The 24,922-nt window shown below is 67.8% G+C and carries 25 protein-coding genes; 9 read left to right on the top strand and 16 right to left on the bottom strand.

Translation table 11 applies throughout. The annotated features are described in order from the left end of the window. Positions 1-183: 183 nt before the first annotated feature. Both AAFN89_RS19810 and AAFN89_RS19815 read right to left on the bottom strand, forming a co-directional pair. Positions 184-1,128 carry a hypothetical protein gene (locus AAFN89_RS19810; protein ID WP_347540953.1) on the bottom strand — a complete coding sequence of 315 codons (945 nt, stop codon included), beginning with the start codon at positions 1,126-1,128 and terminating at the stop codon, positions 184-186. Positions 1,129-1,264: 136 nt separating this feature from the next. After that, positions 1,265-2,485, bottom strand: coding sequence for a GTP cyclohydrolase II (locus AAFN89_RS19815; RefSeq protein WP_347540954.1), 1,221 nt, complete (start codon positions 2,483-2,485; stop codon positions 1,265-1,267). Positions 2,486-2,580: 95 nt separating this feature from the next. Between AAFN89_RS19815 and AAFN89_RS19820 the strand changes: the two genes are divergently transcribed. The 5 genes from AAFN89_RS19820 (at position 2,581) to AAFN89_RS19840 (ending at position 6,933) form a co-directional block, all read left to right on the top strand. After that, complete coding sequence (locus AAFN89_RS19820) at positions 2,581-2,865, top strand: DUF427 domain-containing protein (RefSeq protein WP_347540955.1); 285 nt, start codon at positions 2,581-2,583, stop codon at positions 2,863-2,865. Between the two features lie 31 nt (positions 2,866-2,896). Further along, positions 2,897-3,586 (top strand): response regulator transcription factor, encoded by a 690-nt coding sequence (locus tag AAFN89_RS19825; RefSeq protein ID WP_347540956.1) that lies wholly within the window; start codon positions 2,897-2,899, stop codon positions 3,584-3,586. Positions 3,587-3,797: 211 nt separating this feature from the next. Further along, the gene (locus AAFN89_RS19830) at positions 3,798-4,628 is read left to right on the top strand and encodes an MBL fold metallo-hydrolase (protein WP_347540957.1); all 831 of its coding nucleotides are present in this window, start codon (positions 3,798-3,800) and stop codon (positions 4,626-4,628) included. A gap of 17 nt (positions 4,629-4,645) precedes the next feature. Next, on the top strand, positions 4,646-5,512 hold the full coding sequence (locus AAFN89_RS19835; RefSeq protein WP_347540958.1) for a class I SAM-dependent methyltransferase: 867 nt from the start codon (positions 4,646-4,648) through the stop codon (positions 5,510-5,512). 101 nt (positions 5,513-5,613) lie between these two features. Further along, entirely contained in the window at positions 5,614-6,933 is a 1,320-nt protein-coding gene (locus AAFN89_RS19840) for an adenylate/guanylate cyclase domain-containing protein (protein ID WP_347540959.1), read from the top strand. 9 nt (positions 6,934-6,942) lie between these two features. Here AAFN89_RS19840 and phnE (AAFN89_RS19845) read toward each other — a convergent pair whose 3' ends face one another. The 4 genes from phnE (AAFN89_RS19845) to phnD form a co-directional block, all read right to left on the bottom strand. Beyond that, positions 6,943-7,743 carry a phosphonate ABC transporter, permease protein PhnE gene (gene phnE / locus AAFN89_RS19845; protein ID WP_347540960.1) on the bottom strand — a complete coding sequence of 267 codons (801 nt, stop codon included), beginning with the start codon at positions 7,741-7,743 and terminating at the stop codon, positions 6,943-6,945. Next, positions 7,740-8,540, bottom strand: coding sequence for a phosphonate ABC transporter, permease protein PhnE (phnE, locus tag AAFN89_RS19850; RefSeq protein WP_347540961.1), 801 nt, complete (start codon positions 8,538-8,540; stop codon positions 7,740-7,742). Before phnE (AAFN89_RS19850) ends, phnE (AAFN89_RS19845) begins: the two co-directional genes overlap by 4 nt. Continuing rightward, positions 8,537-9,334 (bottom strand): phosphonate ABC transporter ATP-binding protein, encoded by a 798-nt coding sequence (gene phnC / locus AAFN89_RS19855; protein WP_347540962.1) that lies wholly within the window; start codon positions 9,332-9,334, stop codon positions 8,537-8,539. Before phnC ends, phnE (AAFN89_RS19850) begins: the two co-directional genes overlap by 4 nt. A gap of 78 nt (positions 9,335-9,412) precedes the next feature. After that, on the bottom strand, positions 9,413-10,432 hold the full coding sequence (phnD, locus tag AAFN89_RS19860; protein ID WP_347540963.1) for a phosphate/phosphite/phosphonate ABC transporter substrate-binding protein: 1,020 nt from the start codon (positions 10,430-10,432) through the stop codon (positions 9,413-9,415). A gap of 240 nt (positions 10,433-10,672) precedes the next feature. Between phnD and AAFN89_RS19865 the strand changes: the two genes are divergently transcribed. Genes AAFN89_RS19865 through AAFN89_RS19875 form a run of 3 tightly spaced genes read left to right on the top strand, consistent with a single transcriptional unit; the run spans position 10,673 to position 12,916 of the window. Continuing rightward, a complete protein-coding gene (locus tag AAFN89_RS19865; RefSeq protein WP_347540964.1) occupies positions 10,673-11,557 on the top strand; it encodes an HAD-IIB family hydrolase in 885 nt (294 codons plus the stop codon). Next, a complete protein-coding gene (locus tag AAFN89_RS19870) occupies positions 11,554-12,330 on the top strand; it encodes a DeoR/GlpR family DNA-binding transcription regulator (protein WP_347540965.1) in 777 nt (258 codons plus the stop codon). The genes AAFN89_RS19865 and AAFN89_RS19870 overlap by 4 nt, the downstream gene beginning before the upstream one ends. Positions 12,331-12,379: 49 nt before the next feature. Next, complete coding sequence (locus AAFN89_RS19875; RefSeq protein WP_347540966.1) at positions 12,380-12,916, top strand: hypothetical protein; 537 nt, start codon at positions 12,380-12,382, stop codon at positions 12,914-12,916. A 191-nt stretch (positions 12,917-13,107) separates the two neighbouring features. Here AAFN89_RS19875 and AAFN89_RS19880 read toward each other — a convergent pair whose 3' ends face one another. The 4 genes from AAFN89_RS19880 to AAFN89_RS19895 all read right to left on the bottom strand — a co-directional run bounded on the left by AAFN89_RS19880 (position 13,108) and on the right by AAFN89_RS19895 (position 16,687). Continuing rightward, a complete protein-coding gene (locus tag AAFN89_RS19880; RefSeq protein WP_347540967.1) occupies positions 13,108-14,262 on the bottom strand; it encodes a putative sulfate/molybdate transporter in 1,155 nt (384 codons plus the stop codon). A gap of 154 nt (positions 14,263-14,416) precedes the next feature. Beyond that, complete coding sequence (locus AAFN89_RS19885) at positions 14,417-15,238, bottom strand: substrate-binding domain-containing protein (protein ID WP_347540968.1); 822 nt, start codon at positions 15,236-15,238, stop codon at positions 14,417-14,419. A gap of 25 nt (positions 15,239-15,263) precedes the next feature. Then, a complete protein-coding gene (locus tag AAFN89_RS19890) occupies positions 15,264-15,986 on the bottom strand; it encodes an ATP-binding cassette domain-containing protein (RefSeq protein ID WP_347540969.1) in 723 nt (240 codons plus the stop codon). After that, on the bottom strand, positions 15,983-16,687 hold the full coding sequence (locus tag AAFN89_RS19895; protein ID WP_347540970.1) for an ABC transporter permease: 705 nt from the start codon (positions 16,685-16,687) through the stop codon (positions 15,983-15,985). The genes AAFN89_RS19890 and AAFN89_RS19895 overlap by 4 nt, the downstream gene beginning before the upstream one ends. Before the next feature lie 82 nt (positions 16,688-16,769). Here AAFN89_RS19895 and AAFN89_RS19900 point away from each other — a divergent pair, with 82 nt between their 5' ends. Then, on the top strand, positions 16,770-17,648 hold the full coding sequence (locus tag AAFN89_RS19900) for a helix-turn-helix transcriptional regulator (RefSeq protein ID WP_347540971.1): 879 nt from the start codon (positions 16,770-16,772) through the stop codon (positions 17,646-17,648). Positions 17,649-17,655: 7 nt separating this feature from the next. Here the strand turns inward: AAFN89_RS19900 and AAFN89_RS19905 are convergent, their stop codons facing one another. From AAFN89_RS19905 to AAFN89_RS19930, 6 genes are all read right to left on the bottom strand, one after another. Next, positions 17,656-18,138, bottom strand: a complete 483-nt coding sequence (locus tag AAFN89_RS19905) for an RES family NAD+ phosphorylase (protein ID WP_347540972.1) — start codon at positions 18,136-18,138, stop codon at positions 17,656-17,658. 113 nt (positions 18,139-18,251) lie between these two features. Further along, a complete protein-coding gene (locus tag AAFN89_RS19910; RefSeq protein WP_347540973.1) occupies positions 18,252-18,875 on the bottom strand; it encodes a helix-turn-helix domain-containing protein in 624 nt (207 codons plus the stop codon). A gap of 72 nt (positions 18,876-18,947) precedes the next feature. Next, positions 18,948-20,123, bottom strand: a complete 1,176-nt coding sequence (locus AAFN89_RS19915) for an ABC transporter permease (RefSeq protein WP_347540974.1) — start codon at positions 20,121-20,123, stop codon at positions 18,948-18,950. Then, positions 20,120-21,121, bottom strand: coding sequence for an ABC transporter permease (locus AAFN89_RS19920; RefSeq protein ID WP_347540975.1), 1,002 nt, complete (start codon positions 21,119-21,121; stop codon positions 20,120-20,122). The genes AAFN89_RS19915 and AAFN89_RS19920 overlap by 4 nt, the downstream gene beginning before the upstream one ends. Before the next feature lie 24 nt (positions 21,122-21,145). Beyond that, the gene (locus AAFN89_RS19925) at positions 21,146-23,041 is read right to left on the bottom strand and encodes an ABC transporter substrate-binding protein (protein ID WP_347540976.1); all 1,896 of its coding nucleotides are present in this window, start codon (positions 23,039-23,041) and stop codon (positions 21,146-21,148) included. Further along, on the bottom strand, positions 23,038-24,921 hold the full coding sequence (locus AAFN89_RS19930; protein WP_347540977.1) for an ABC transporter ATP-binding protein: 1,884 nt from the start codon (positions 24,919-24,921) through the stop codon (positions 23,038-23,040). Before AAFN89_RS19930 ends, AAFN89_RS19925 begins: the two co-directional genes overlap by 4 nt. Position 24,922: the final 1 nt, after the last annotated feature.

Genomic DNA, 24,922 nt, shown 5'->3' on the forward strand with positions numbered 1-24,922 from the left:
TCACTCACCAAGAAAGTCGCCATCATCGCCGTCGCCAGAAAGCTCCTCACCCACCTCAACGCCATGCTCAGAGACCGTAAAGCCTGGGCCTGACAACACAGTTGCCGGCTCGGAGGCCGGAATGACTTCTTTGTTTGTGGTCATGCCGAGGCCAAAAGCATGGACCTGATAAACCAGACCCGGTCAGGCTGCGATGTCGAGGCCGGGCACGATGGGCGAGGCCCCGGCCGGCGCGCCGCCGGGCGGCGCGGCCGGACGCGACTGTTGATAGAGGTCGAGCGCCCGCATCATGGCGTCGGGGATCTGGGCATCGGGAACCCGATTGTCAGGACTTTCAGCGGAGGGCGCAGGCTCTTCCGCTGGCGAGGAACCGCCAGCCAGGGCCGACAGCGCCGCGTCCAGCCCGCCATCGATCGGCACCGCCTCGCCGGGCGCGGCGGCGATCGTGCGCGCCGGGGCAGGCGATTCGACTTCCGGGGGAGTCGGCATGGATTGGAAGAACCGGCTCGACTGCCAATCCTGGGGGCGCAGGGCGAAGCCGTTCTCCAGCTTGGCTGTCTGCATCGGCGGCGGCCCGGCCGGCTGGACCTCCGCCGGGACGGCCGTCGCTGGGGCGGTGACGGCAGACCGGGCGGCAGGATCGGCGGAGGCCTGGGGGGCGACTGGGGGGACGGGCCGAGCGACGGCTTCAGGGGTCGTCGCGGGGGCCATGGCCAGCACGGCGTCGGGCTGGACGACAGGGGCGGCGTCGGGGCCGCCGCCGCGTCCATCGTCGCCGGTCAGCATCGCCAGGGTGGTCTCGCCGATGTCGCGGCCGGTCACCTCCTCGCTCACCACATTGGCCAGGCTGGCGACAAGGCCGACCGGGCCGCCATAAAGGGTGGCTCCGGCGACCCGCGCGGCCGGGCCGATCTCGTCGCCCGTCAGATGGCGGTAGATCGTCGACACGACGGGGATGTGCTGCAACGGGTTGATGACGTCCAGCAGGTCCCAGAAGCCGAACTCGTTCTCCGCCGCCCGCTGCTCCCGGTTGGCGGCGATCTGCCGCTGGGCCGATGTTTCGCGATTCCAGGCGCGTCCGGACTCCCGGGCGGTATCAAGATTCAGTCCGTGACGTTCGATGGGCATGGGCGGCACCTCCGTCTCTTGAGGAAGCAACCGCCGTGCCAGGACTAAGGCGCTGGAATCGCTATGGTCGCCGCGCACCGGGCCGACATTATCCTGCCGACCCGGCAGACTCTGCCGGGAGATTCTGGCGGGAAGGCTACAGCAGGTGGCCGCTGCGGGCGCGCTTGGTCGCCAGGTAGAATTCGTTGTGGCCGTTGGCGGGGAAGGCGTGGGGAACGCGCTCCGCCACCTCGATCCCGCAGGCGACGAGCTGGTCCACCTTGTCGGGATTGTTGGTCATCAGCCGGACCCGGCCGAATCCCAACTGCCGCAGCATCTCCGCCGCCGGGAGGTAGAGCCGCTCGTCGGCGTCGTAGCCCAGCATCTCGTTGGCGTCGACCGTATCGAACTCCCCATCCTGGAGCCGGTAGGCGCGCAGCTTGTTGACCAGCCCGATCCCCCGTCCCTCCTGCGCCAGGTAGAGCAGCACGCCGCCGCCGGCGCGGGAGATCTCCGCGATCGCGCCGCGAAGCTGCGGGCCGCAATCGCAGCGCAGGGAGCCCAGAAGATCACCCGTGAAGCATTCCGAATGAAGCCGCGCCAGCACGGGGGCAGCCGGGTCGGGCTCGCCGATCACGATCGCCAGATGCTCCTGCCCGCCATCGGTCGGGCGGAAGGCGACGATGGCGGTCTGCTCCGCGCCCTCCAGCGGCACCGACGCGTCGGCGACCCGGCGCAGGCCGCGCGCGGCGTGGCGGTCGTACCAGTCGATGTCGAAGGCGCTGACCGACAATATGTCCGTCCGCGCCAGCAGCCTTTCCGTGCCCAAGGGCCGGTCGACCGGCGCGACCAGGGCGGCCGGCAGCAGGCGCGCCAGCTTCGCCAGCTTGGCGACGGCGGTCGCCCCGTCATGGGCGAAGGGCGGCGTGGTCTCCGTCGGCAGGTCGCGGAGCGCCGCCGCATCCACCGGTTCCAGCGGATCGCTCAGGCGACGCACCAGCTCGGCCGTCAGCCTCTCGCCCGGCCGCAGCTTCAGCACGCCTTCCGTCACGGCGGAAAGTCCCAGCGCTGCGGCGCGCTGGCAGGTGATCAGGACATCGGGCTCCTGGTCGGTCAGCGCCCGCATCCGTTCGATCGACCGCTTGGTCGCGCTCTCCGCCGCATGGGCCAGCAGGGCCGGCCCCTGGTCGGGCCTCACCAGCACGAAATCGCCGCGGCGGAGATCGGCGCAGGCGCGATCGACCGCGCGCAGCGACGCCTGCCGGTCCGGCGGCGGGGGAAGCGATGGGGAAGGGTCTGTCATCTGGATCGGCTGGTTGGGGGTGGGTTCGGGATAGATGGGGATCGCCATGCCGCGGGTGAAGCCGCGAACGGCCATGTGACACGGATCATCGCGGACGATCGCGTCTCCTCGATGTTATGGGTTTTGCAAGCTTCGCGATATCCTTCCAGCGGCAGAGAGGAAACAGAGCCATGCCGAGCGCCCTGTTCAACGGCCAGGTGATCGCCGACAGTCCGACCTTCGTGGAGGTGGAGGGTAATGTCTATTTCCCCCGCTCCGCCGTCCGGGCGGATGCCCTGACCCCCAGCGACACGACCAGCGTCTGCCCGTGGAAGGGCACGGCGCGCTATCACACCGTGTCGGTCGACGGCGTGGAAAGCCGCGACGCGGCGTGGTACTACCCCGATCCTAAGCCCGAAGCGGCGGAGATCAGGGACCATGTCGCCTTCTGGCGCGGGGTCGAGATACGCCGGTGAACGAGAAGGGCGCGAGGGGGAGGGGAGCCGCATGATTCCGGCCAAGAAGGTGCTGCTGGTCGATGACGACCCGGCGCTGCGCGGGTCGCTGGCCGAGCAGCTTCAGCTGATCGAGGAGTTCACGACCGCGGAGGCCGAGACGGCGGCCGACGCGCTGGCCGCCGTGAAAGACTCTCATTTCGACGTCATCCTGCTGGATGTCGGCCTGCCGGACATGGATGGGCGCGACCTCTGCCGGCTGATGCGCCGCAACGGCGTGCGCTGCCCGATCATCATGCTGACCGGCGTCGACGGCGACGCCGACGCCATATTGGGGCTGGACAGCGGGGCCAACGACTATGTCACCAAGCCGTTCCGGCTGGGCGTCCTGCTGGCCCGGTTGCGGGCGCAGCTCCGCCAGTTCGAGCAGAGCGAGGATGCCGTCTTCGCCATCGGCCCCTACACCTTCCGCCCGGCCGCCAAGATCCTGATCGACGAACCGCGCAACAGGAAGGTGCGGCTGACGGAGAAGGAGACGGCGATCCTGAAATATCTCTACCGGGCGGGAGAGAAGGTAATCGGCCGCGACGTGCTGCTGGGGGAGGTCTGGGGCTACAATGCCGGGGTGACCACCCACACGCTGGAGACCCATGTCTACCGCCTGCGCCAGAAGATCGAGCGCGACCCGTCGAACGCCGAGATCCTGGTGACGGAGCCGGGCGGCTACCGGCTGGCGCCGTGATGGCATCCATGACCGGCGCGAACTGCGGAAACGCTGGGAAAAGCCCTGTGACGGCGGGCACAGGAAGATTGCTCGACCCTATGCCAGTATTATGGCAAGTGGCGGCCCGGATGTCGTCTCGACACCGGAACCGACGGCTGCCAAAGTGCTTTCATCCCCCATCCGCACGAGGGATGGAGGCTTCTTTCCCAAGCTGCGGCGAAGTGCGGTGATGAACAGTTCATCCGACTTCTTCATCAAGTTCTGGGGGGTACGCGGCAGCATCGCCTGCCCTGGACCCCGGACCGTGAAGTATGGCGGCAACACAAGCTGCGTGGAAATCCGCTGCGGCGACCACAGGATCATCATCGACGGCGGCACCGGCCTGCGGGAGCTGGGCTACGAGCTGTCGAAGTCGCTGCCGCCGAAGATCGACATCTTCTTCACCCACACCCATTTCGACCATGTTGCGGGCGTGCCCTTCTTCAAGCCGGCCTACATGCCCGACACCCGCGTCGATTTCTGGGCCGGGCACCTGATGCCGGAGAAGACGCTGAGGGGGGTGCTGTGCGAGATGATGATGGCGCCGCTTTTCCCGGTGCCGATCAACGTCTTCTGCGGCTGCCAGTTCCGCGACTTCGCCTGCGGCAGCACGCTGACGCCCGCCCCCGGCGTGACGCTGACGACCTGCCCGCTGAACCATCCGAACGGTGCCTGCGGCTACCGGATCGACTTCCAGGGCAAGAGCATCTGCGTCATCACGGATACCGAGCACGTGCCGGGCAAGCCCGACCAGGCGGTGATCGATTTCGTGCGCGGCGCGGACATCATGGTCTACGACTCCATGTTCACCGACGAGGAATTCCCCAAATTCGTGACCTGGGGCCATTCGACCTGGCAGGAGGCGTTGCGCGTCGCCGACGCCGCCGGCGTCAGGCTGGCGGTGCCCTTCCATCACGACCCGCACCATAATGACGAGTTCCTGGACGATCTGGAGGCGAGGGCCGACGCCATCCGCCCGGGCACAATCTTCGCCCGCGAGGGCCTGGTCCTTCACGCCTGAATGGGTCCCTGCCTGACATGAGCTTCGCCAAGAAGGCGCGGCGGCTCCGCATGGGGCTGTCGACGGTGCTGGGGCTGAAGCGGCAGGGCTATTTCATCCCCTACCGCCACGCCGCCGAAACGCCCGTCGCCCTGCCGCCCTACCGGCCGTTCGAGGATCTGTTCGACCGGTCCCGGCCGGCCTTCCGCGAAATGCTTGGCTGGATGGACCGGCACGGTGAGGCGCTGGCTGCGCTGGGCCAGGAGCCGCCGCCCGCGCCGCGCTGGAAGCAGAGCTGGTTTCCACGGCTGGACGGGGCGGCCGCCTATGTGCTGGTCCGGGAGACGAAGCCGGCGCGGATCGTGGAGATCGGCTCCGGCCATTCGACCCGCTTCCTCGCCCGCGCCGCCGCTGATGGCGGGCTCTCCACCGCGATCACGGCGATCGATCCCGCGCCGCGCGCCGACATCTCCGCCCTGCCGTCGGTCCGAGCGATCCGCGCGACCGTCCAGGATGCGGGGCTGGAGCCGTTTCGCGACCTTGGCTCCGGCGACGTGCTGTTCATCGATTCAAGCCACATCGCCATGCCGGGCACGGATGTCGATTTCCTGTTCGGCCGGGTGATCCCGGCGCTGCCGGCGGGCGTGCTCGTGCATATCCACGACATCTGCCTGCCGGACGACTATGTCCGCCCCTGGCGCTGGCGCGCCTATAACGAACAGGCGCTGGCCGGGGCGCTGATGGCCGGCGGCGGGTTCCAGCCGGTCTTCGCCAGCCGCTACGTCGCGACGCGAATGTCCAAGGACCTCGCCGCCTCCGCCGCCGCCCGCCTCCCCCTGCCCGACGACGCGCTGGAGACGAGCCTCTGGCTGCGCAAGACGGCGGCGGCGATAGGGGGGCTGTAGGCGCGCGGCGGTTTTCATCTCGCCCGCTACACGACGAGTTGACCGCGCCGGAGGCCCTTTCCCGCCTATGATGTCGTCCGCGAGGCGGCTGAGGTCGGACCATGTGCATATCGGCGAAGGCGGCGTTGCCGGCGGGGGTGGCGGAGGCGATCGGGGAGCAGGAGGCGCGGTCGGAGATCCTGATAGGCTGGGTGCAGCTCGCGATCGGGGCCATTTTTGGCGCGCTCTACGCCATCGCGCCGCGCGCCCAGGGCGACCCGATGATGGGGCTGGAGATCGAGCCGGTCCCTCTGGCGCTTTCCGCCTATCTCGCCTTCACGCTGGCCCGGCTGGCGCTCGCCTACCGGCGGTTCACGCCTTCCTGGTTTCTTGCCCTCTCCATCGCCATCGACATGGCGCTGCTCATGGGGCTGATCTGGAGCTTCCATATCCAGTATGAGCAGCCGCCCGCCTTCTACCTGAAGGCGCCGACCCTGCTCTACGTCTTCATCTTCATCTCGCTCCGGGCGCTCAGGTTCGACTCCAAATTCGTGCTGACGGCTGGGATCGCAGCGGCGGCGGGCTGGCTCGCCATGGCTTTCTACGCGGTCGCCGCCGATCCGACGGGAACGGCGGTGACCCGCGACTATGTCGCCTACCTGACGGGCAACAAGATCCTGCTGGGCGCCGAGTTCGACAAGGTGATCTCCATCCTGATGGTGACGGCGATCCTGACGCTGGCGCTTCGCCGCGCCAGGCGGCTGCTGGTCGACTCCGTCCAGGAGGCGATGGCCTCGCGGGAACTGAAGCGGTTCTTCGCGCCGGAGATCGCCGACGCCATCGCCCATGGCGACCGGCCGATGGCTGCGGGCGACGGGCTGGTGCGGGAGGCGGCGATCCTGATGGTCGACATCAGGGGCTTCACCGCACGGTCGGCCAGCCTGCCTCCCGACCGGGTCATCGCGCTCCTGACCGACTATCAGGCGCGCATCGTGCCGGCGATCCGCGCCCATGGCGGGGCGATCGACAAGTTCATGGGCGACGGGATCATGGCGACCTTCGGCGCCGCGCGGCCTTCACCCACCGCGGCGGCGGACGCGCTGCGGTCGCTGGACGCGGTGCTGGAGGCCGCCGGCGCATGGGCGAACGGGGACGGCGTCGCGCCGCTGAAGGTGAATGCCGGCCTCGCCTCCGGGCCGGTGGTGTTCGGCGCCGTCGGCGATGGCGAGCGGCTGGAATTCACCGTCATCGGCGACGCCGTCAACCTTGCCGCGAAGCTGGAGAAGCACAACAAGGCCGAAGGCGTCCGCGCCACCATCGAGGCGAACGCCTTCGACACCGCGCTTGCCCAGGGCTACCGCCCGCGCTTCCCTGTCGAGCGGCTGTGCGGCCGACCGGTCGCGGGGCTGGAGACGCCCCTGGACCTCGCGGTCATCCGCTGAGGCGGGGTCCTATATCACCTTCCGGCGCAGCCAGCCGGACAGCGCCTCGCCCATAAGGACGAGGACGATGATGGCGATCAGGATCGCCGCCACCACCTGCCAGGCGAAGGTGTCGATCGCGCCCTGGAGCAGGAGGCCGATGCCGCCCGCGCCGACAAGCCCCAGCACCGTCGATTCCCGCAGGTTGATGTCCCAGCGCAGGATGGCGACCGCCAGGAAGGTCGGCACGACCTGCGGGACGATACCGTAGAGGATGATCTTCGCCCGGCTGGCGCCCGTCGCCTCGATCGCCTCGATCGGCATGCGGTCGACCTCCTCGATCGCCTCGCCCAGCAGCTTGCCGAGGAAGCCGATCGACCGGAAGGCGATGGCCAGGATGCCGGCCAGCACGCCGGGGCCGAAGACGGCGACGAACAGAAGCGCCCAGATCAGCGTGTTGACCGACCGGCTGGACACCAGGATGAACCGGCCCAGCCACAGGAAGGCGCGGTTGGGCGTGGTGTTCTGCGCCGAGATATAGGCGACCGGCAGCGACAGCACCACCGCCAGCGCCGTGGCGATGGTGGCGATGTTCAGCGTCTCCAGCAGCGCCTTCACGATCGCGTCCATCTGCGCGAAGTTCGGCGGCATCATGCGGCCCATCAGGTCGCCGATGGCGCGGGGCGCGTCGAGCAGCCAGGGGACGACGATATTGACGTCGCTCACCGCCCAGACGATGACCGACAGCGCGGCGAGATAGGCCAGGAACCGGATAAGGCGCTGGCGCGGCGTGTGCCGCCGCCATTCGCGATGGGCGATCGCCGTGGTCATGACATGTGCTTCCGGATATAGCCGCTTGCCGCCTCGCTGAGCAGGATGGCGCCGATGATCACCATCGTGATGGCCAGCGCGAAATCGTAGTCGTAGCGGCCGAAGGCGTTCATGAGCGTGGAGCCGATGCCGCCGGCCCCGACGATGCCGACGACGGCCGAGGCGCGGAGGTTGCTGTCGAGCTGGTAGATGCTGAGGCCGATCTGCCGGGGCATGATCTGCGGGACGACGGCGTAGAGCAGCGTCGTGAAATAGCCGGCGCCAGACGCCTTCAGCGCCTCCACCTGCCCCCAGTCGATCTCCTCGATCTTCTCGGCCAGCAGCTTGGCGACGAAGCCGATCGAATAGATCGTCAGTGTCAGGATGCCGGCCAGCGGCCCGAACCCCACCGCCTTCACGAACAGGATCGCCACGATGACGGGATGGAAGCTGCGGGCGACGATGACGATCCCGCGGCCCAGCAGGTAGATCGGCAGCGGCGCAAGGTTGCGGGCCGCCATGAAGGCGATCGGAATGCTGATCAGGAGCCCCAGCGCGGTCGCCAGGACGGCGATCTGCAGGCTTTCGACGAAGCCGTCGATCAGGAGGCCGGACCGCGCGAAACTGGGCGGGATGGCGCCGTCGAAGATGCGGATTGCGCGCGGGACGCCTTCCTGGATGCGCTCCCAGTCGAAGGGCAGGGTGCTCAGGACCCAATAGACGTAGAAGGCCGCGCCCAGGATCAGCCCGTAGCGCAGGAAGGGGTTGGGGATGAAGTGCGGCTTCCGCCAGCGCCGGCCGGCTGCGGTCGCGCTCACGACGCGGCCGCCGCCAGGACGGTCGGATCGCCGGCCGCGCCCGCGCGGTCCGCCGCCGGAGTGCCGGCGTAGATCTCCTCCATCGCCGGCTCGCCCAGGTCGGCGGGCAGGCCGTCGAAGATGATCCGGCCGAAGCGCATGCCGACGATCCGGTCGGTATATTGCTTGGCCTCGCCGACATTGTGGATGTTGATCAGGACGGGCAGCGACAGCTCCTCCGACAAGGCGCGGAGCAGTTCCATGATCTGCTCCGACGTCTTGGGGTCGAGAGAGGCCGTCGGCTCGTCGGCCAGCAGGATCTCCGGCTGCTGCATCAGCGCCCGGACGACGCCGACCCGTTGCCGCTCGCCGCCGGAAAGCTCGTCGGCGCGCTTGTTGGCGTAATGCGCGATGCCCACCCGCTCCATCAGTTCGAACGCGCGGTCGATATCCGCTTGAGGAAAGCGGCGTAGCGCGGCGCGCGTGAAGGAGACGTAGCCGAGACGGCCGGACAGCACGTTCTCCATCACCGTCAGCCGGTCTACCAGGTTGAAGCTCTGGAAGATCATGCCGATGCGCCGGCGAGCGCTCCTTAATTCCCGGCCCTTCAGGCCGGTCAGGTCGACGCCGTTCAGCTCTATCGTGCCCGATGTCGGCTCGACCAGCCGGTTGATGCAGCGCAGAAGCGTGCTCTTGCCCGCGCCGGACGCGCCGATGATCGAGACAACGCTGCGCTCCGGGACCGTCAGGCTGAGATTCTTCAGGACGGGGTCGTCGGAACCGTAGCTCTTGACGAGGTTGGTGATCTTAAGCATCGGCCATCTTACCAGAGAAAAAGGAAGCGGGCGGCCGTCATGGAAACGGCCGCCCGCCTGACAGGCTTGCTTCCGGGCTTACTCCGCGGCGAGGCCTTCCGGCGTGTAGGTCACGCCGTTGGCCGCCTGGATTTCCCGGATCACTTCCCAATCATCCTTGTAGTCGATCGGGATGAACTGCTCGACGCCGCCGAACTCCTCGCCCAGCGCGGTGCCCTCGAAATCGAAGGTGAAGAACGCTTCCTTGATCTTCTCCACCAGGGCCGGGTCCAGATTGTAGACATAGTTATAGGAGGTCGTCGGGAAGGGCTTGGATTCGTAGATGATCTGCACCTCTTCCGGATCGTAGAGGCCACGTTCGGCCATCCGGTCCACGACTTCCGACGCCACCGGGGCCGCGTCGTAGTCGCCGGCCACGACGCCCAGCATCGATTGGTCGTGGGAGCCGGAATAGACGACCTCGTAATCCTCCTCCGGCACGATGCCCAGCTTCGGGAACAGGGCGCGCGGCGCCAGGTTGCCGGAGTTGGAGGTCGGCGAGGTATGAGCGACCCGCGCCCCTTCCAGGTCCGCCATCTCGTCGATGCCGCTGTCCTTGCGGGTATAGACCTGCAGCGTGTAGCCGAACCGGCCGTCTTCCGACCCCATGATCGCGAAGGGCACGGACCCGGCCAGGTTGACCGCGAACGGCGTCGGGCCGGTGGAGAAGCCGGCGATATGGAGCCGGCCGCTGCGCATGGCCTCGACCTGGGCGGAGTTCGACTGGACGGCGAAGAATTCGACGTCGCGGCCGGTCACCTCCTCCAGATGGTCGATGAAAGGCTGCCAGATATCCTCGTAGATCGCCGGATCCTCGACCGGCGTATAGGCGAAGACCAGCGTGTCGGGGTTCAGCAGCTCGGCCGGATCGGTCGGCGCGTCGGCGACCAGATCGCCGTTCGCGTCGCAATAGCGCGCGTCGAGATCGCCATTGTCGGCGGCGCAATCCTGCGCGGCGGCGGGGCCGCCGGCGAGTATCGCCAGCGAGCAGAGCGCCGCGCCGAGCGTCCAGCCTGAGACGGCGGAGACGAGGGATCGGCGAAGGGCCAATTCTGTCATGATCGAGTCCTCCCGTAATTTGTCGTTGTCCGGCCGATCCCGGCCGGCGAGGTGTCCCGGCGTTCCCCATGAAAGCGTCCGGAGGCGTCGGAGCAACTGGGCGCAGATTAGCGGCGATGTGTGGCCATTAGCAACAATCAAGCGGATGATTTGTGGAAGTTCGCAACAATTTATGTTGTAGATATCAATCGATCACCATCCAAGTCGGGCATCCCGGCAAGCACATCCAGGGCAATCAAGGTGAAGCTCAGGCAGGATATCCCGTTCTCTCCGGCCGGTGCCGGACATGCCGTGGCGGAGCCGTCGGGCGCGCGCCCGACGGCGATGCGTCCCCTTTCCGGTTTCTCCGCCGCGGCGCGGGCCGGCGTGGGCGTGGTGCTGACCGATATCGACGACACGCTGACGGAGAACGGCGCGCTGCCCGCCATCGCCTACGACGCGCTGGAGCGGCTGAAGCGGGCGGGTCTGATCGTCGTGCCGGTCACCGGCCGGCCGGCGGGCTGGTGCGACATGATCGCCCGGCTGTGGCCGGTCGACGGGGTGATCGGGGAGAACGGGGCCTTCTACTTCCACTATGACCGCACGCGGCAGGCCATGGTCCGCCGCTTCCAGAAGGAGGCGGCGGAGCGGGCGGACGACCGGGCGCGGCTGGAGCGGCTGGGCGCGCATATCCTGCGGTCGGTGCCGGGAACCCGCATCTCCGCCGACCAGGCCTATCGGGAGACCGATCTGGCGATCGACATAGCCGAAGACGTGCCGATGCTGCCGGCCGCCGCCATCGACCGGGTGCTGGACATCTTCCGGGAAGCCGGCGCGACGGCGAAGCTGTCCTCCATCCACGTCAATGGCTGGTACGGGACCTACGACAAGCTGGGCATGGCCCGGCGGATGCTGTCGGAGATCTTCGGCCGCACCCTGTCGCGGGAGGATGAGGATGTGGTGTTCGTCGGGGATTCGCCGAACGACGAGCCGATGTTCGCCCATCTCCGCCACTCCGTCGCCGTCGCCAACTTCGCCGCCTTCGCGGGCAAGGTGAAGGCGTTGCCGCGCTGGATCACCGCGCGGCCCGGCGGCGCGGGCTTCGCCGAACTGGCCGACAGCCTGCTGGACGCCCGGGACCGATGAACGGCCGGCTGACCAAGATTCAGCGCCGGGAGAAGATCCTGGCCGACCTCCGGCTGACGCCGCTGGTCAGGATCTCAGAGCTGGCGGACCGGTTCGGCGTCTCCACCGAAACGGTGCGGCGCGATGTCGACGCCCTGTCCAGCCAGGGGCTGGTCGACCGCGCCTATGGCGGCGCGTCGGCCCTGCCGATGGGCGTGCAGCCGACCTTTGGGGAGCGCGACCGGACCTTCGTCAAGGAACGCGACCGGATCGCGGAGAAAGCGGTGTCGCTGGTCAGCCCCGGCGAGGTGCTGATGATCGACGCCGGGTCGACCACGGCGCAGTTCGCCCGCCATCTCGCCGCTGTGGGGGAAGATCTGACGGTGCTGACCAACAGCCATTCCGTCGCCTCCACGCTGGGCGGCGGGCGGTCGATCCGGGTGATCGTCTGTCCCGGCGACTACGTCCATCGCGAAGCCGGCATCTATGGCAGCGAGACGGTGGAATTCCTGCGGCGCTACCACGCCAACAAGGCGTTCATCGGCGCGGGCGGGCTGGGGGCGGAGGGCATCATGGACGTGAACTCCCCCGCCTGCTGGGTGAAGCGCGTGATGATCGCCCAGTCCGACCAGTGCTTCGTGCTGGTCGATCACAGCAAGTTCGACCGGCGGCTGCTGGAGATCGCCGCGCCGCTCAGCGGCCTGACCGGCATCGTCACCGATCGCCCGCCCGCCGTGCATCTCGCCCAGGCGCTCTCCCGCGCCGGCGTCGCGACTCATGAGACGGACGGGTAAGCGGCCGCCGGCGATTGCGGTCCATCGGCGCTTCTGGTTAGCTATCGGAATGTTGCGCGTCGCACCCATTGCCGCCGTCGGCTTCCTGCTACTGGGAGCCGCCGTCGCGCTGGGCAGTATCGATGTCGGCCATCTGGTGATCCAGCGATATATGGGCGAACCCTATGAGGGCGAGCTGACGGTCCGGATCGTCGTTCCCGGCGATGCGCCGGACGGGCCGGGCGGCGATTCAGGGCATGGAACCGCGCGGTTCGTCGACGAAGGCGACGGGCGCGCCCGCTTCATCGTCTCCGGCGCGATAGAGGGCGGCGAGAACGGATTCGCGGTCAGCGGGACCTATGACGAGAGGGGCTGGCGAAGCGACGAGGGCGAAGTGGTCGTGCAGGTTTCGCCCGAGGGACGGATATCCGGCGGCGGCCGCCAGGGGTCGTCTCTCTACACTCTGGACGGGTCCATGTCAGGCGAAAGGCTCGACCTTGTCGTCATCCTGGAGGCGCTGGAAGAAACTCCCGGTGGCTATCCGCCGGGAACGCAGTTCCGCTTCACCTACGACCTCGAACGCTCCCTTCCGGTCGCCGATCCCTGAGGGTTTCGGCTCTCAAAACCGTCATGCCGGACCCCGATCCGGCATCCATGCGGCGTCGATGGCGGGCGGGGCCGCGCCCGGTTCTGCGCCGGCGGTGACGCGGCGGCGGCCCATGGATTCCGGATCAAGTCCGGAATGACCAACAAAAACAATGTTATGCCGGCCCCTGGTGCGGAAAATTCCTACCAGGCCTATCCCTTGCCCTCGGCATATCTCGCCGCCCGCGACCGGCCCGTCTCCAGCAGCCAGCCGGCGGCCAGCCCCGCCGCCGGGTTCACGAAAAGCGTCAGCCCCGCCGTCAGCGCGATGGCAGGGCGGCAGGCCGGCCGGGCGTCGAACAGCCGCTTCGACAAAGCGAGGTCGACGCCGGCGACCATCAGGAGAGCGCCCAGGGCGGCAAGCGGAATCAGGCCGAGCAACCCGGCGGCGGCATCGGAAAAGCCGAAAGCGAGGATCAGCAGCGCCGCGCCCAGTAGGATGGGCGCGAGGCCGGTCCGCGCGCCGAAGCGGTGTTGCGCCTGCAATCCGCCCGCCCCGTGGCACATCGGCATCGCCCCGAACGGGGCCAGCGCCAAATTGGCGATCCCGGTCGACAGCGTCAGGTTTCGCTCCGTCGCCCTTGCCGAACGGCGCGGGAACAGTTCGCGCGACAGGATGGCCGTCACGACCACCGCGTTGGTCAAAGTGAGCGGCAGCTGGGGAAGGACGGCCAGCGCCATGGCGCGCCACGCCTCCTCCCATGACGGGAGCGCCACCCAAGGCAACCGCCAGTCGAAGACAACGCCCTCCGGCGGCGGGACGATTCCCATGGCCTGGCCGGCGACCGCCGCGACCAGCAGGGTAAGCGGCGCGGCCGGGCAGCGCGGGATTCTCATGAGGACGATCAGGACGGCCAGCATGGCAAGGCCGAACCATAGGGCGTCGCCCATCAGCCGGAAGCCGAGCAGGCCCATCGTCAGGCCGAGGCCGAGCTGCAGCCCCGCCGTGACCGATTGCGGGATAAGCCGGGCGACGGCCCCTATCGCCCCCGTCAGCCCCAGGACGAGCATGACGGCCCCGATCAGCATCCCCGTCGCCGCCGCCTCGCCGGCACTCATGCCGCCGGTCAGCAGGATCGCGCCGACCACCTTCATGGGCTGCACCGCCATGGGCAGGCCGTAGAACAGCCCGGACACGACAAGGAAGGCCCCGAACCCGAACAGCACGCCGAGCGGGGCGAGCCCGGCCACGGTCATCGCGCCGACGGCGTAGGGCAGAAGCGTGCCCAGATCGCCGCACGCGCCGCCAAGCTCGCCGAGCAGGCGTCTCGGAGAGCGATGCTCATCGATGCGGGTCGGGTCCTGCATGCGCCGATTGTCGCGCAAGGGCGCGGGTTTGGCGAGGGCGGGGACGGTTCCGGCCCAGCACGACCTTGTTCTTGTTCGTCATTCCGGACTTGATCCGGAATCCATGGGCCGTTGCCGCTTCACCGCCGGCGCGAGGACGCCTCCGACCTGGCTGTCAGGACGGTCCACTGCCGGCGTTGGGGAAGAAAAGCTGCTGGCCATCGAGCTGATAGGAGCCGATGGCCTGCTGCCCTTCCTCGGACACCAGCCAGTCGATGAAGGCCTGCCCGTCCTCCGCCTTGATGTGCTCATGGCGTTCCGGGTTCACCAGGATGACGCCATACTGATTGAACAGGCTGTCGGCGCCCTCCAGGACGATCTCCAGCGGGCCACGATTTTCGAAGCTGATCCAGGTCGCGCGGTCGGTCAGCGTGTAGGCCGGCATCTGGGCCGCCGTGTTCAGGGTCGCGCCCATGCCGGACCCCAGCTCCCGGTACCATTCGCTCGAGGGGTCGATTCCCGCCTGCTCCCACAGGCCCAGCTCCTTCTTGTTGGTGCCGGAATCGTCGCCGCGTGAGGCGAACGTGGATTCCGTTTCCGCGATGGCGGTCAGCGCGGCGACCGGATCGCTGGTCCCGGCGATGTCCGCCGGATCCTCGGCCGGGCCGACGATCACGAAGTCGTTGTACATGACCTCGATCCGCTCCACGCCATAGCCTTCCGCGACGAATTCCTCCTCGGCCGCCTTGGCGTGGACGAAAACCACGTCGGCGTCGCCGCGCCGGCCGGTGTCCAGCGCCTGTCCGGTGCCCTGCGCGATCACCCGGACCTCGATGCCGGTTTCCTCCGTGAATGTCGGCAGGATGTAGTCGAAGAGGCCGGAATTCTCGGTCGAGGTGGTGGAGGCGACGGTGATGTATCGCTCCTGCGCCAGCGCGGCCGGTGCGGCCAGGGTCAGGAACAGCGCCGCGAGGGCGGCAGGACGGCGGAAGGTCACGTGATGTCTCCTTTATTGTCGTTGGTCACCACAGCAGGTCGCCGCGCAGGAAAGCGGCGGCGGCGGGGGTTTCGGGGTTCGCGAAGAACCGGTCGGCGGGCGCGTGCTCGACGATCCGGCCCTGATGGAGGAACAGCACCTCGTCGGCCAGCCGGCGGGCCTGTCCCAGATCGTGGGTGGTCATGACGATCTTGACGCCGTCGGCGTGGAAGGCGTCGACCATCGTTTCGATTGCCCGCGTCGCCATCGGATCCAGGTTGGCCGTCGGCTCGTCCAGGAACAGCACCTGGGGCCGTAGTGCCCAGGCGCGGGCAAGCGCCAGGCGCTGCTGCTCGCCGCCCGACAGCACGCGCGCCGGCCGCTCGGCCAGCGATGCCAGCCCGAACCGTTCCAGCGCCGCCATCGCCCGCTCGCGCCGGCGGGATCTCCCCGCGCTGCGCAGGGAAAGGGCGTGTTCGATATTGGCGCGGGCGGAGCGGCGAAGCATGACGGGGCGCTGGAAGACCATGACGTGCCGGCCGTCGGGCGCGGCGGGACCCCGCCATGTGACCTCGCCGGCGGTCGGCGCCAGCAGCCCGTGGCAGAGGCGGAGGGTCAGGCTCTTGCCGGCCCCGTTCGGCCCCAGGATCACCGTCCGCGCGCCCCGCTCCAGCGACAGGGACAGCCGGTCGATCAGCGTCCGCCCGCCGGCGGCGTAGCTGACCTCCGTCAGGCGAAGGGGCAGGATGGCGGGATCGTCGCGCATCATCCGGCCCGCCTGCGGCCGATAACGCCCACCAGATGCGCCGACCCGTTCAGGAGGAAAGTGAGGCTGAGAAGCACGATCCCCAGCCCCAGCGCCAGGGCGAGGTCGCCCTTGCTGGTCTCCAGCGCGATGGCGGTGGTCATGGTCCGGGTGACGCCGGCGATGTTGCCGCCGACGATCAGCACCGCGCCGACCTCCGCGCTCGCCCGGCCGAACCCGGCGAGAAGGGCGGTGATCAGGCTGAACCGCGCATCCCAGAGAAGCGTCGGGATTGCCCGCGCGGTGGAGGAGCCCAGAGAGCGGAGTTGCTCCTCATACTCGCGCCACAGATCCTCGACCACCTGCCGGGTCAGCGCCGCCACGATCGGCGTCACCAGCACCGTCTGGGCGACGATCATGGCCCCCGGCGTGAACAGCAGGCCGAGCGGGCCCAGGGGGCCGGAGCGGGAGAGGGTCAGGTAGACGACCAGCCCGACCACCACCGGCGGCAGGCCCATCATCGCGTTGAACAGGACGATGATGACGCCCCGGCCGGGAAAACGGGCCAACGCCAGCGCCGCGCCGAGCGGCAGCCCGATGACCGCCGATATCGCGACCGCCGTCAGCGTGACCCGCAGCGACAGCAGGACGATCCCGCCCAGTGTCGGGTCCGCCCCCATGATGAGGCTGATCGCGGCCGTGAAGGCGTTGGCGTTTTCGTCCATTCGATCCTCGGATGCTTGCAGGATTATGCGAATGAAACGGGATATGCTCAAATATGGAATCAATGCATGAGAAAGCAGCAGAATGCCGCCCGACCTGATGACCACCGCCGAGGTTGCGGACTATCTGAGGCTCAAGGAGCGCAAGGTCTACGAACTGGTGGGGACGCGGCGCATCCCCTTCTCCCGGGTCAGCGGCAAGCTGCTGTTCCCGCGCCGGCTCATCGACCTCTGGGTCAGCCGGCATGTCGACTTTGCCGGCGGCGCGATAGATTCTCCGCCTGCCGTGGCGGCCGGCAGCCATGACCCGCTACTGGAATGGGCGCTGAAGGAATCGCGCTGCGACCTGGCGATGCTGTTCGACGGCAGCGAGGACGGGCTGCGCCGGCTGGCCGACGGGCGCGCGGCGCTGGCCGGGCTTCACCTGATCGACGCGGAAGGCGGCTACAATGTCGCCGCGATGAAGCGGTTCGAGGGGCTGGCCGACGCGGTGCTGATCGGCTGGGCCTGGCGGAATCAGGGGCTGGTGACGGCGCGGGGCAATCCGCTGGGACTGTCCGGAATCCAGGACCTGGCGCGGGACGAGGTACGGGTCGCCTTCCGGCAGCCGGGATCAGGGTCGCATGCGCTGCTCCACCGCCTGCTGGAGCGGGAGGGGCTCTCACCTGGCGATGTGGGGGAGGCGGCCTCCCCGGCGCTGGGAGAGACCGACCTCGCGACAGCGATCCTCGACGGCGAGGCCGATTGCGGGCTTGCCATCCGCGCCGTCGCGCGCCGCTTCGGGCTCGGTTTCATCCCCCTGCACCGCGAACGGTTCGACCTCGCCGTGCGTCGCCGCGACTATTTCGAGCCGCCGGTCCAGAAACTCCTCGCCTTCGCCCGCACCCCCGCCTTCGCGGAAAAGGCGGAGGCCCTGGGCGGCTACGACATCAGCGACCTTGGCGCGGTAGTTTATAATCCGTGAGGGGGGCTCAGGAGACGGCGATTTCGATCCGGTAGGCTCTGAGAACTGCCGGCAATTCCGGATGATGCTCCAGCGTGGACAGGGGAGGTGACCCGTCGCCCAGCTTATGGACGGCCCGGTCGAAGATCGCATAGCAATCCCGGCCGTTGAGGCGAGATGCGTAGAGAATGCCGTCTACATGGGGGTGGTCGTCATGAATCGATCGCCCGAGAGCGCGTCCCGCCGAGTGGTTCCGCGCGCCGACCGCATCGGTCGGAGCGCCCATGGTGACGCAACCATCATTTCGAAGGTCGAGAAGGGCAAGCCGGCCGACGGAGGCGAAGGTGGTGGCGCATCGCGCCGTCAGTTCGACCGGCCTGATCCGTCGCCTCGTGCGCCCGACCAGAGAGTCCCGCACCACCGTTTCGACAAAGGCGGTAGCGAAATCCTCGGCGGCATAGAGAACCGAATAGCCGCCCTTCTTTGTGCAGAAGCGGGAATCGCCCGCCACGGTGCCGCCAGGTTCATGTCGCCACCGCCAAGGGATGATCCGGACAAGCATCCGTGGTGGCGATGGCGTCTTGAGAACCGCTTCGACCGATTGCCGGGAATAGGATACGGGGCTCAAGTGAACGTCATGCCGAAGGCCGGCGCGGCGTCCAGGACCTCATCGATCGCGCCGTACTTTAGCCGGTCGATCGGGCGGGCGAGTTCATCCTCGAACGGCCAGGGTTCCGATAGGAAGGTCCAGGCAAGTTCCGGTTCCTCGATGATCTCCAGCACGCCGGAAACGCCGTCGACCACGCGGCCGGGACCGAGAATCTGCTCCGCCGGAACGGCGAGCCCTCTCCTGGTGTGACCCCAGGCGATCAGCTTCCCGATTCGCACCCATTCGTAGACCGTCGTCCGCGAAACGTTCAGGAGGGCGGCCGCTTCCGAAACGTTCACGATCGCATCTGTGTCGGCCGTCTCGACGATGAAGGGTTCAAGCGCCGGCGGCAGCCCATGGCGCACTGCCGGATTGTCATGAACCGTCGCCGTTGCCGCCGCCGCTTCCAGTGCGACGATCAGCGCCAACTCCGCCTGCTCCGGATGCTCCCGCACGAAACTGGCGGCGGCGGGTGAGAGGGAACGGGTATGCGTCGTCTCCCCGGCGGCAGGAACACTCTCAGCCTCCGCCGTCTCCATGAACTGGAAACGGACCGTGGGCCCCTGCGGATCGTTAAGCGCGAAATGTACCCGGCTCATGATGATGACCTTGCCTGCTGACTGAACAGCAAGATAAGGATTTGTGTTCAGTATGTCCAGAATGTTCAGAAGCTACTTGTAAGGGTCCGCCGCGTCGCGGAGACCGTCGCCGAGGAACTGGAAGGCCAGCACGACGACGATCACCGGGACGGCGGGGGCCATCAGCCAGGGGTAGAGGGCGACGACGTTGATGTTCTGCGCCTCGTTCAGCAGCACCCCCCAACTCGTGATCGGCGGGCGGAGGCCGAGATTGAGGAAGGAGAGCGCCGTCTCGCCCAGGATCATCGCCGGGATCGCCAGCGTCGCCGATGCGATCAGGTGGCTCATGAAGCTGGGCAGCAGGTGCCGGCCGATGATCCGCCGCGGGCTGGCGCCCATAAGCTGGGCGGCGGTGCAGAAATCCTCCTCCCGCAGCGACAGCAGCTTCGACCGCACCGCGCGGGCGAGGCCGGTCCAGTCGACCAGGCCGAGGATGATGGTGATCCCGAAATAGATCAGAAGCGGGCTCCAGGTCGGCGGCAGGGCGGCGGAGAGCGCCATCCAGAGCGGAAGCTGCGGGAAGCTCTGGAATATCTCGATGATCCGGTTGATCACATTGTCGATCCAGCCGCCGTAATAGCCGGCGATCCCACCGATCACGATGCCCAGGATGAAGCTGACCGTCACGCCGAAGAGGCCGACCGTGAGGGAGATGCGGGCGCCGTAGATCAGGCGGCTCAGCATGTCGCGGCCGAGCCGGTCTGTGCCCAGCAGGAAGAGCGTCCCGCCCTCCGCCGGGCAGGCCAGATGAAAGCTGCCCGGGACCAGCCCCCAGAACTCGTAGCCGTCGCCCAGGCAGAGGAAGCGGATCGGCTGCACGTCCTCAGGGTTGGGCGTGTAGATTCGCTTCATGGACGACATGTCCAGCTCATAGGAGAAGCCGTAGACGAACGGCCCCACGAACTCCCCCTCATGGAACAGATGGACGGCCTGGGGCGGGGCGTGGATGAAGCTGGTATGCCGCGTGTCCAGATTGTAGGGCGCGAGGAATTCGGAGATCAGGATCGAGAGGTACATCAGCGCGAGGATGCCGCCGGAGATCATGGCCAGCCGGTGCCGGCGCAGCTTCCACCACATGATCCGCCATTGGGAGGCGAGATAGTACCGCTCCTGCTGCGGCGTCAGCGCCGGCTCCTCATAAGGATTCCATGGCGCGGGGTTGACGTAATGGTCGGCCCCGGCGGCGTCGGGCGTTTGCGGCGTCGTCATTTCTCCGCCTTCCCGCCCAGCCGGATGCGCGGGTCGAGCGCGGCCAGCGCGAGGTCGGAGATCAGGACGCCGATGACGGTCAGCGTCGCCAGCCACAGGATGAACGAACCCGCCATGTACATGTCCTGGCTCTGCAACGCGGAGAGCAGGAGCGGCCCCGTCGTCTGGAGGCCCAGCACGATGGAGACGATGGTCGCGCCGGAGATCAGGTCCGGCAGCAGATTGCCGATGTCGGAGATGAAGGGGTTGAGCGACATGCGCAGCGGGTACTTCACCAGCGCCCGGCGGCGCGGCAGGCCCTTGGCGATCGCGGTGACGTAATACTGCTTCTGCAACTCGTCCAACAGGTTGGCGCGCAGGCGGCGGATCATCGCCGCCGTCCCCGCCGTGCCGATGACGATGACCGGCACCCACAGATGCTCCAGTACCGACCAGAACTTCGCCCAGCTCATCGGCTGGTCGATGAAGCGGGAATCCATCAGCCCGCCGATCGAGGTGCCGAACCAGACATTGGCGTAATAGAGCAGCAGCAGCGCCAGCAGGAAGCTCGGCACCGCGAAGCCGAGGAAGCCCAGCAGGGTCAGCGCATAGTCGCCGAAGCCGTACTGGTGGGTCGCCGAATAGATGCCGATCGGGAAGGCGACCAGCCAGATGAAGAGGGTGGTCGCGAAGGTGACGACGACGGTCAGGAACATCCGGTCGCCCACCACCTCCGTCACCGGCACGCCATATTCCAGCGAATAGCCGAAATCGCCCCGCAATATGCCGCCCAGCCAGAAGAAATATTGCTCCACCAGCGGCCGGTCGAGCGCGTATTCCTCCCGCAGATACTGGATGTAGCCGGGATCGATGCCGCCCTCTCCCCGGCTCTGCGCCTCGGCCAGCAGGGTCGTCAGATAGTCGCCGGGCGGAAGCTGGATGATGACGAAGCTGATCGCGCTGATCGCGAGCAGCGTCGGGATCATCACCAGCACGCGCCGGGCGAGATAGCCCAGCATGGCGTCAGCGGTCCCCGCCGGCGGTCACGGGTCCACCCAGAACGTTTCCGGCCGGTAGATGCCGAAATGGGCGCCGGGATCCCAGCTATAGATCGCCTCCACCGGCACGTTGTGCAGAGAGTTGGAGACGACGACCGGCTGAAGCACGCCCTGCACGGTGCCGATCGAGGTCACCTGTTCGGCATGGATGTCCAGCATGCGGTCCACGATCTCCACCCGCCTCTCGATCTCCGTGGCGGTGCGCCATTCGTCATAGAGGCGCATCAGCTCCTCCGCCCATTCCAGGTCGGGGGCGGTCCCGGCGACGCCATCGGTCTGATAGTGCTGGCCCCAGGCCGGATATTGCAGCCAGTTCTGGTCCACGGGCGCCAGTTCCACCGGCACCGTGGAGCGGGTGATGAGCCCGTTGTCGAGCCCGGTCCAGACCGACATCACCGCCTCTCCGGCGAAGATGCGGTTCCGCCAGACATCGCGCTGCGACTGGTTGACGAACAATCCGACGCCGATCTTCCGCCAGGAATCGGCGATCAGCTCCAGCGCGTCGATCTCGATCGACCGTTCGCCCGTGCTTTCGATCACGATCTCCAGCGGCCTTCCGTCCGGCAGCAGGCGCAAGCCCTCGTCGTTGCGTTCGGTCAGCCCGATTTCGTCCAGCAGGGCGTTCGCCCGGTCGATGTCGTAGGTCGCCCAGAGATGGAACCGCTCCTCGTCGAAGAAGGGCGATTCCGGCAGGACGGTGTTGTTGCCCGGACGGGCGAGGCCGAACCACAGCACCTGGTTCAGTTCCTCCCGGTTGACGGCGAGCGAGAGCGCCCGCCGGAAGCGGGCGTCGCGGTTCAGCTCCCGCCACACCGGGTCGGCCGCGTTCAAATTGGGATAGAGCGCGATCTCGGATCCCAGCGAGGTCGGCCACAGCCGGACGGTATAGTCGCCCCGCTCCTCCGCCTCCTTCAGGAAGGTGATGTTGTCGAACCGCAGGCCGCGGGCCTGGAGGTCGGATTCCCCCGCGCCGGTCTTGGCCGGGATCAGCGAACTTTCGGTGATGTTGACGATCACCCGGTCGAGATAGGGAAGCTGATGGCCCGCCGGATCGATTCGGTGGAAATAGGGGTTGCGCTCGAACACATAGCGCTGGGCGGGGGACGGGGTCGTGTTGACCCAGGGCTGGAGGACCGGCAGGTCCGGATTCTCCGCATCGTAGAGGTCGCCCTTGATGATGTGCAGCGCCGCCCAGTTGCGCTGGCCTTCGGCTTCCGCCATCGCCTCCAGCTCCTCGATGTCCGTATAGGCGGCATGGAACTGCTTCAGATAATGGGCGGGCGCGTAGACATAGAGCGGCGCGGCCCCCGCCAGAGCCGGCAGGAAGGCCGGGTTGGGGGTGGGCCAAGTGTAGCGGACGGTATAGTCGTCCAGCACCTCGAAGGTCGGAAGCTGCCCGTCGACGATCAGCCGGTAGTCCGGTCCGTAAGGCTTCAGATCGTCATTGAGGGCGACGTCTTCCCAGTAATAGCGGAAATCCTCCGCCGTGAACGGCGCGCCGTCGGACCAGCGAAGGCCGGGGCGCAGGTGGAAGGTGAAGATGCGCTCCTCCTCCACCTCGTAGCTTTCCAGAAGGTCCGGCTGGATGTTGAAATCGGTGTCGTAGCCGACCAGCCGGGCATAGCCGTAAACGTTCATGATGCGGATGTCCCGCGACCGGCGGGCCAGCCATTCGATCTGCCCTCCCGGCTGGCCCAGCTCCTTGCCCAGCGCCTCGAAATCCACGACCAGCGGATTGTCGGGCACGCGCTCCGCCACCGGCGGCAGCGTTCCGTCGGCGACGGAGGCCTCCAGCGACGGCGTCTCGACCAGCGCGACCGCGCCGGCCGGCACCGCCCAGCCGACCGCGAGGACGAGGCCAAGGGTGAGGAAACGGATCATGAGGCCAACTCCATGGGCTTGGCGTCGGAATGGGCGCGCACGAAGTGCCCGTTCTTCAGGTCTATCATGGCCGTGTGACGTTCCGGGCATTCCGTGAATGGCTCGGGCCATGCGGCCGGATCGGACGCCCGCCCGCCCATCAGCGCGTGGAGGTCCAGCGGGCAGTCCGGATCTGCGTGCGGCACGGCGGAAAGCAGCGCCTTCGTATAGGGGTGGACCGGCCCCTGGAACAGGATCGCGCGGGGCGCGGCCTCGACGATCCGGCCCCGGCACATGACCATGATCCGGTCGGCGATATAGTCCACCACCGCCAGATTGTGGCTGATGAAGAGGTAGGTGAGACCCAGCCTCTCCTTCAGATCCTTCAGCAGGTTCAGCACCTGGGCCTGCACCGACACATCCAGGGCCGAGACCGGCTCGTCGCAGATGACGATGTCGGGCCGAAGCGCGAGCGCGCGGGCGATGCCGATCCGCTGCCGCTGCCCGCCGGAGAAGCTGTGCGGGTAGCGCTGGAGGTGCCTTGCGTCCAGCCCGACCAGCGCCATCAGCTCCTTGGCCATGCCGCGCCGGGTCGCCGGCGTGCCGATCCCGTGGATCGCCATCGGCTCGGTCACGATGTCCTGGACCGTCATCCGGGGGTTGAGGGAACTGAACGGGTCCTGGAAGATGAACTGCATGCGCGGCCGGAAAGCCTTCAGCTCCGGGCCGGACAGCGCCAGCACGTCGACCGGCCCATCCTCTCCGTTGAAGTGGATCGAGCCGCTATCGGGCGTCAGCGCGCGCATCATTATCTTCGAAAGCGTGGTCTTGCCGCAGCCGCTCTCGCCCACCAGGCCCAGGCATTCCCCCCGCTCCACCCGGAAGCTGACATCGTCGACCGCCAGGATCGTCTCCGTCGGCTGGCGGACGAAGCCGTCGGCGCGGATGGCGAAGGATTTGGTGACGCCGCGGACCTCCAGCAGCGGCCCCTCGCGGTCGGATCGCTCGGCGGCCGGCTTCTCCGCCATCAGCGCGCCGCCCGTCGTCTCGATATCGCGGATCGGCGACAGGCGCTCGTCGCCCTCCATGCCGAAGCGCGGCACGGCGTTCAGCAGGGCGCGGAGATAGGGGTGGCGTGGGTCGTCGAAGATCTGCCGCAGGGTTCCCGCCTCCATCACCTCGCCGCGATACATCACCACCACGTCCTCCGCCATGTTGGCGACGACGCCCAGATCGTGGGTGATCATCAGGATCGCCATCCCCAGTTCGGCCTGGAGGTCCTTCAGCAGCTTCAGGATCTGCGCCTGGATGGTGACGTCCAGTGCGGTGGTGGGCTCGTCGGCGATCAGCAGCGACGGGCGGCAGACCAGCGCCATGGCGATCATCGCCCGCTGGCGCAGGCCGCCCGACAGTTCGAACGGATAGGTCTTCAGCGCGCGGGCCGGATCGGGGAAGCCGACCAGCCCCAGCATCTCCCGCGCCAGCTCCTCCGCCTCGCGGGCCGAGACGGCGCGGTGGAGCCGCACCGCCTCCGTCACCTGGTTGCCCACGGTGTGGAGCGGCGACAGCGAGGTCATCGGCTCTTGGAAGATGATGGATATCTCACCGCCGCGGATCGACTGGTAGGCCTTGCCCTCGCGGTCGAGCTTAGCGAGGTCGACGGGACCGCCCGGACGGGAGGGGTCTTCGAAGCGGATCGCGCCGCCGGTGATCCGACCGTTGCGGGGAAGGATGCCCATGATCCCTTGAGCGATAACGGACTTGCCGGACCCGCTTTCCCCGACGATGGCGAGCGTCCCGCCGGAAGGGATGGCGAAGGAGACGCCCTTGACGGCGTTGACCAGCCCTCCGGGAACGGTGAAATCAATGCTGAGATCCTGGACCCGGAGGAGATCTGCCATG

The sequence above is a fragment of the Inquilinus sp. CAU 1745 genome (assembly GCF_039839375.1).
Lineage (GTDB): Bacteria > Pseudomonadota > Alphaproteobacteria > DSM-16000 > Inquilinaceae > JBDOQU01.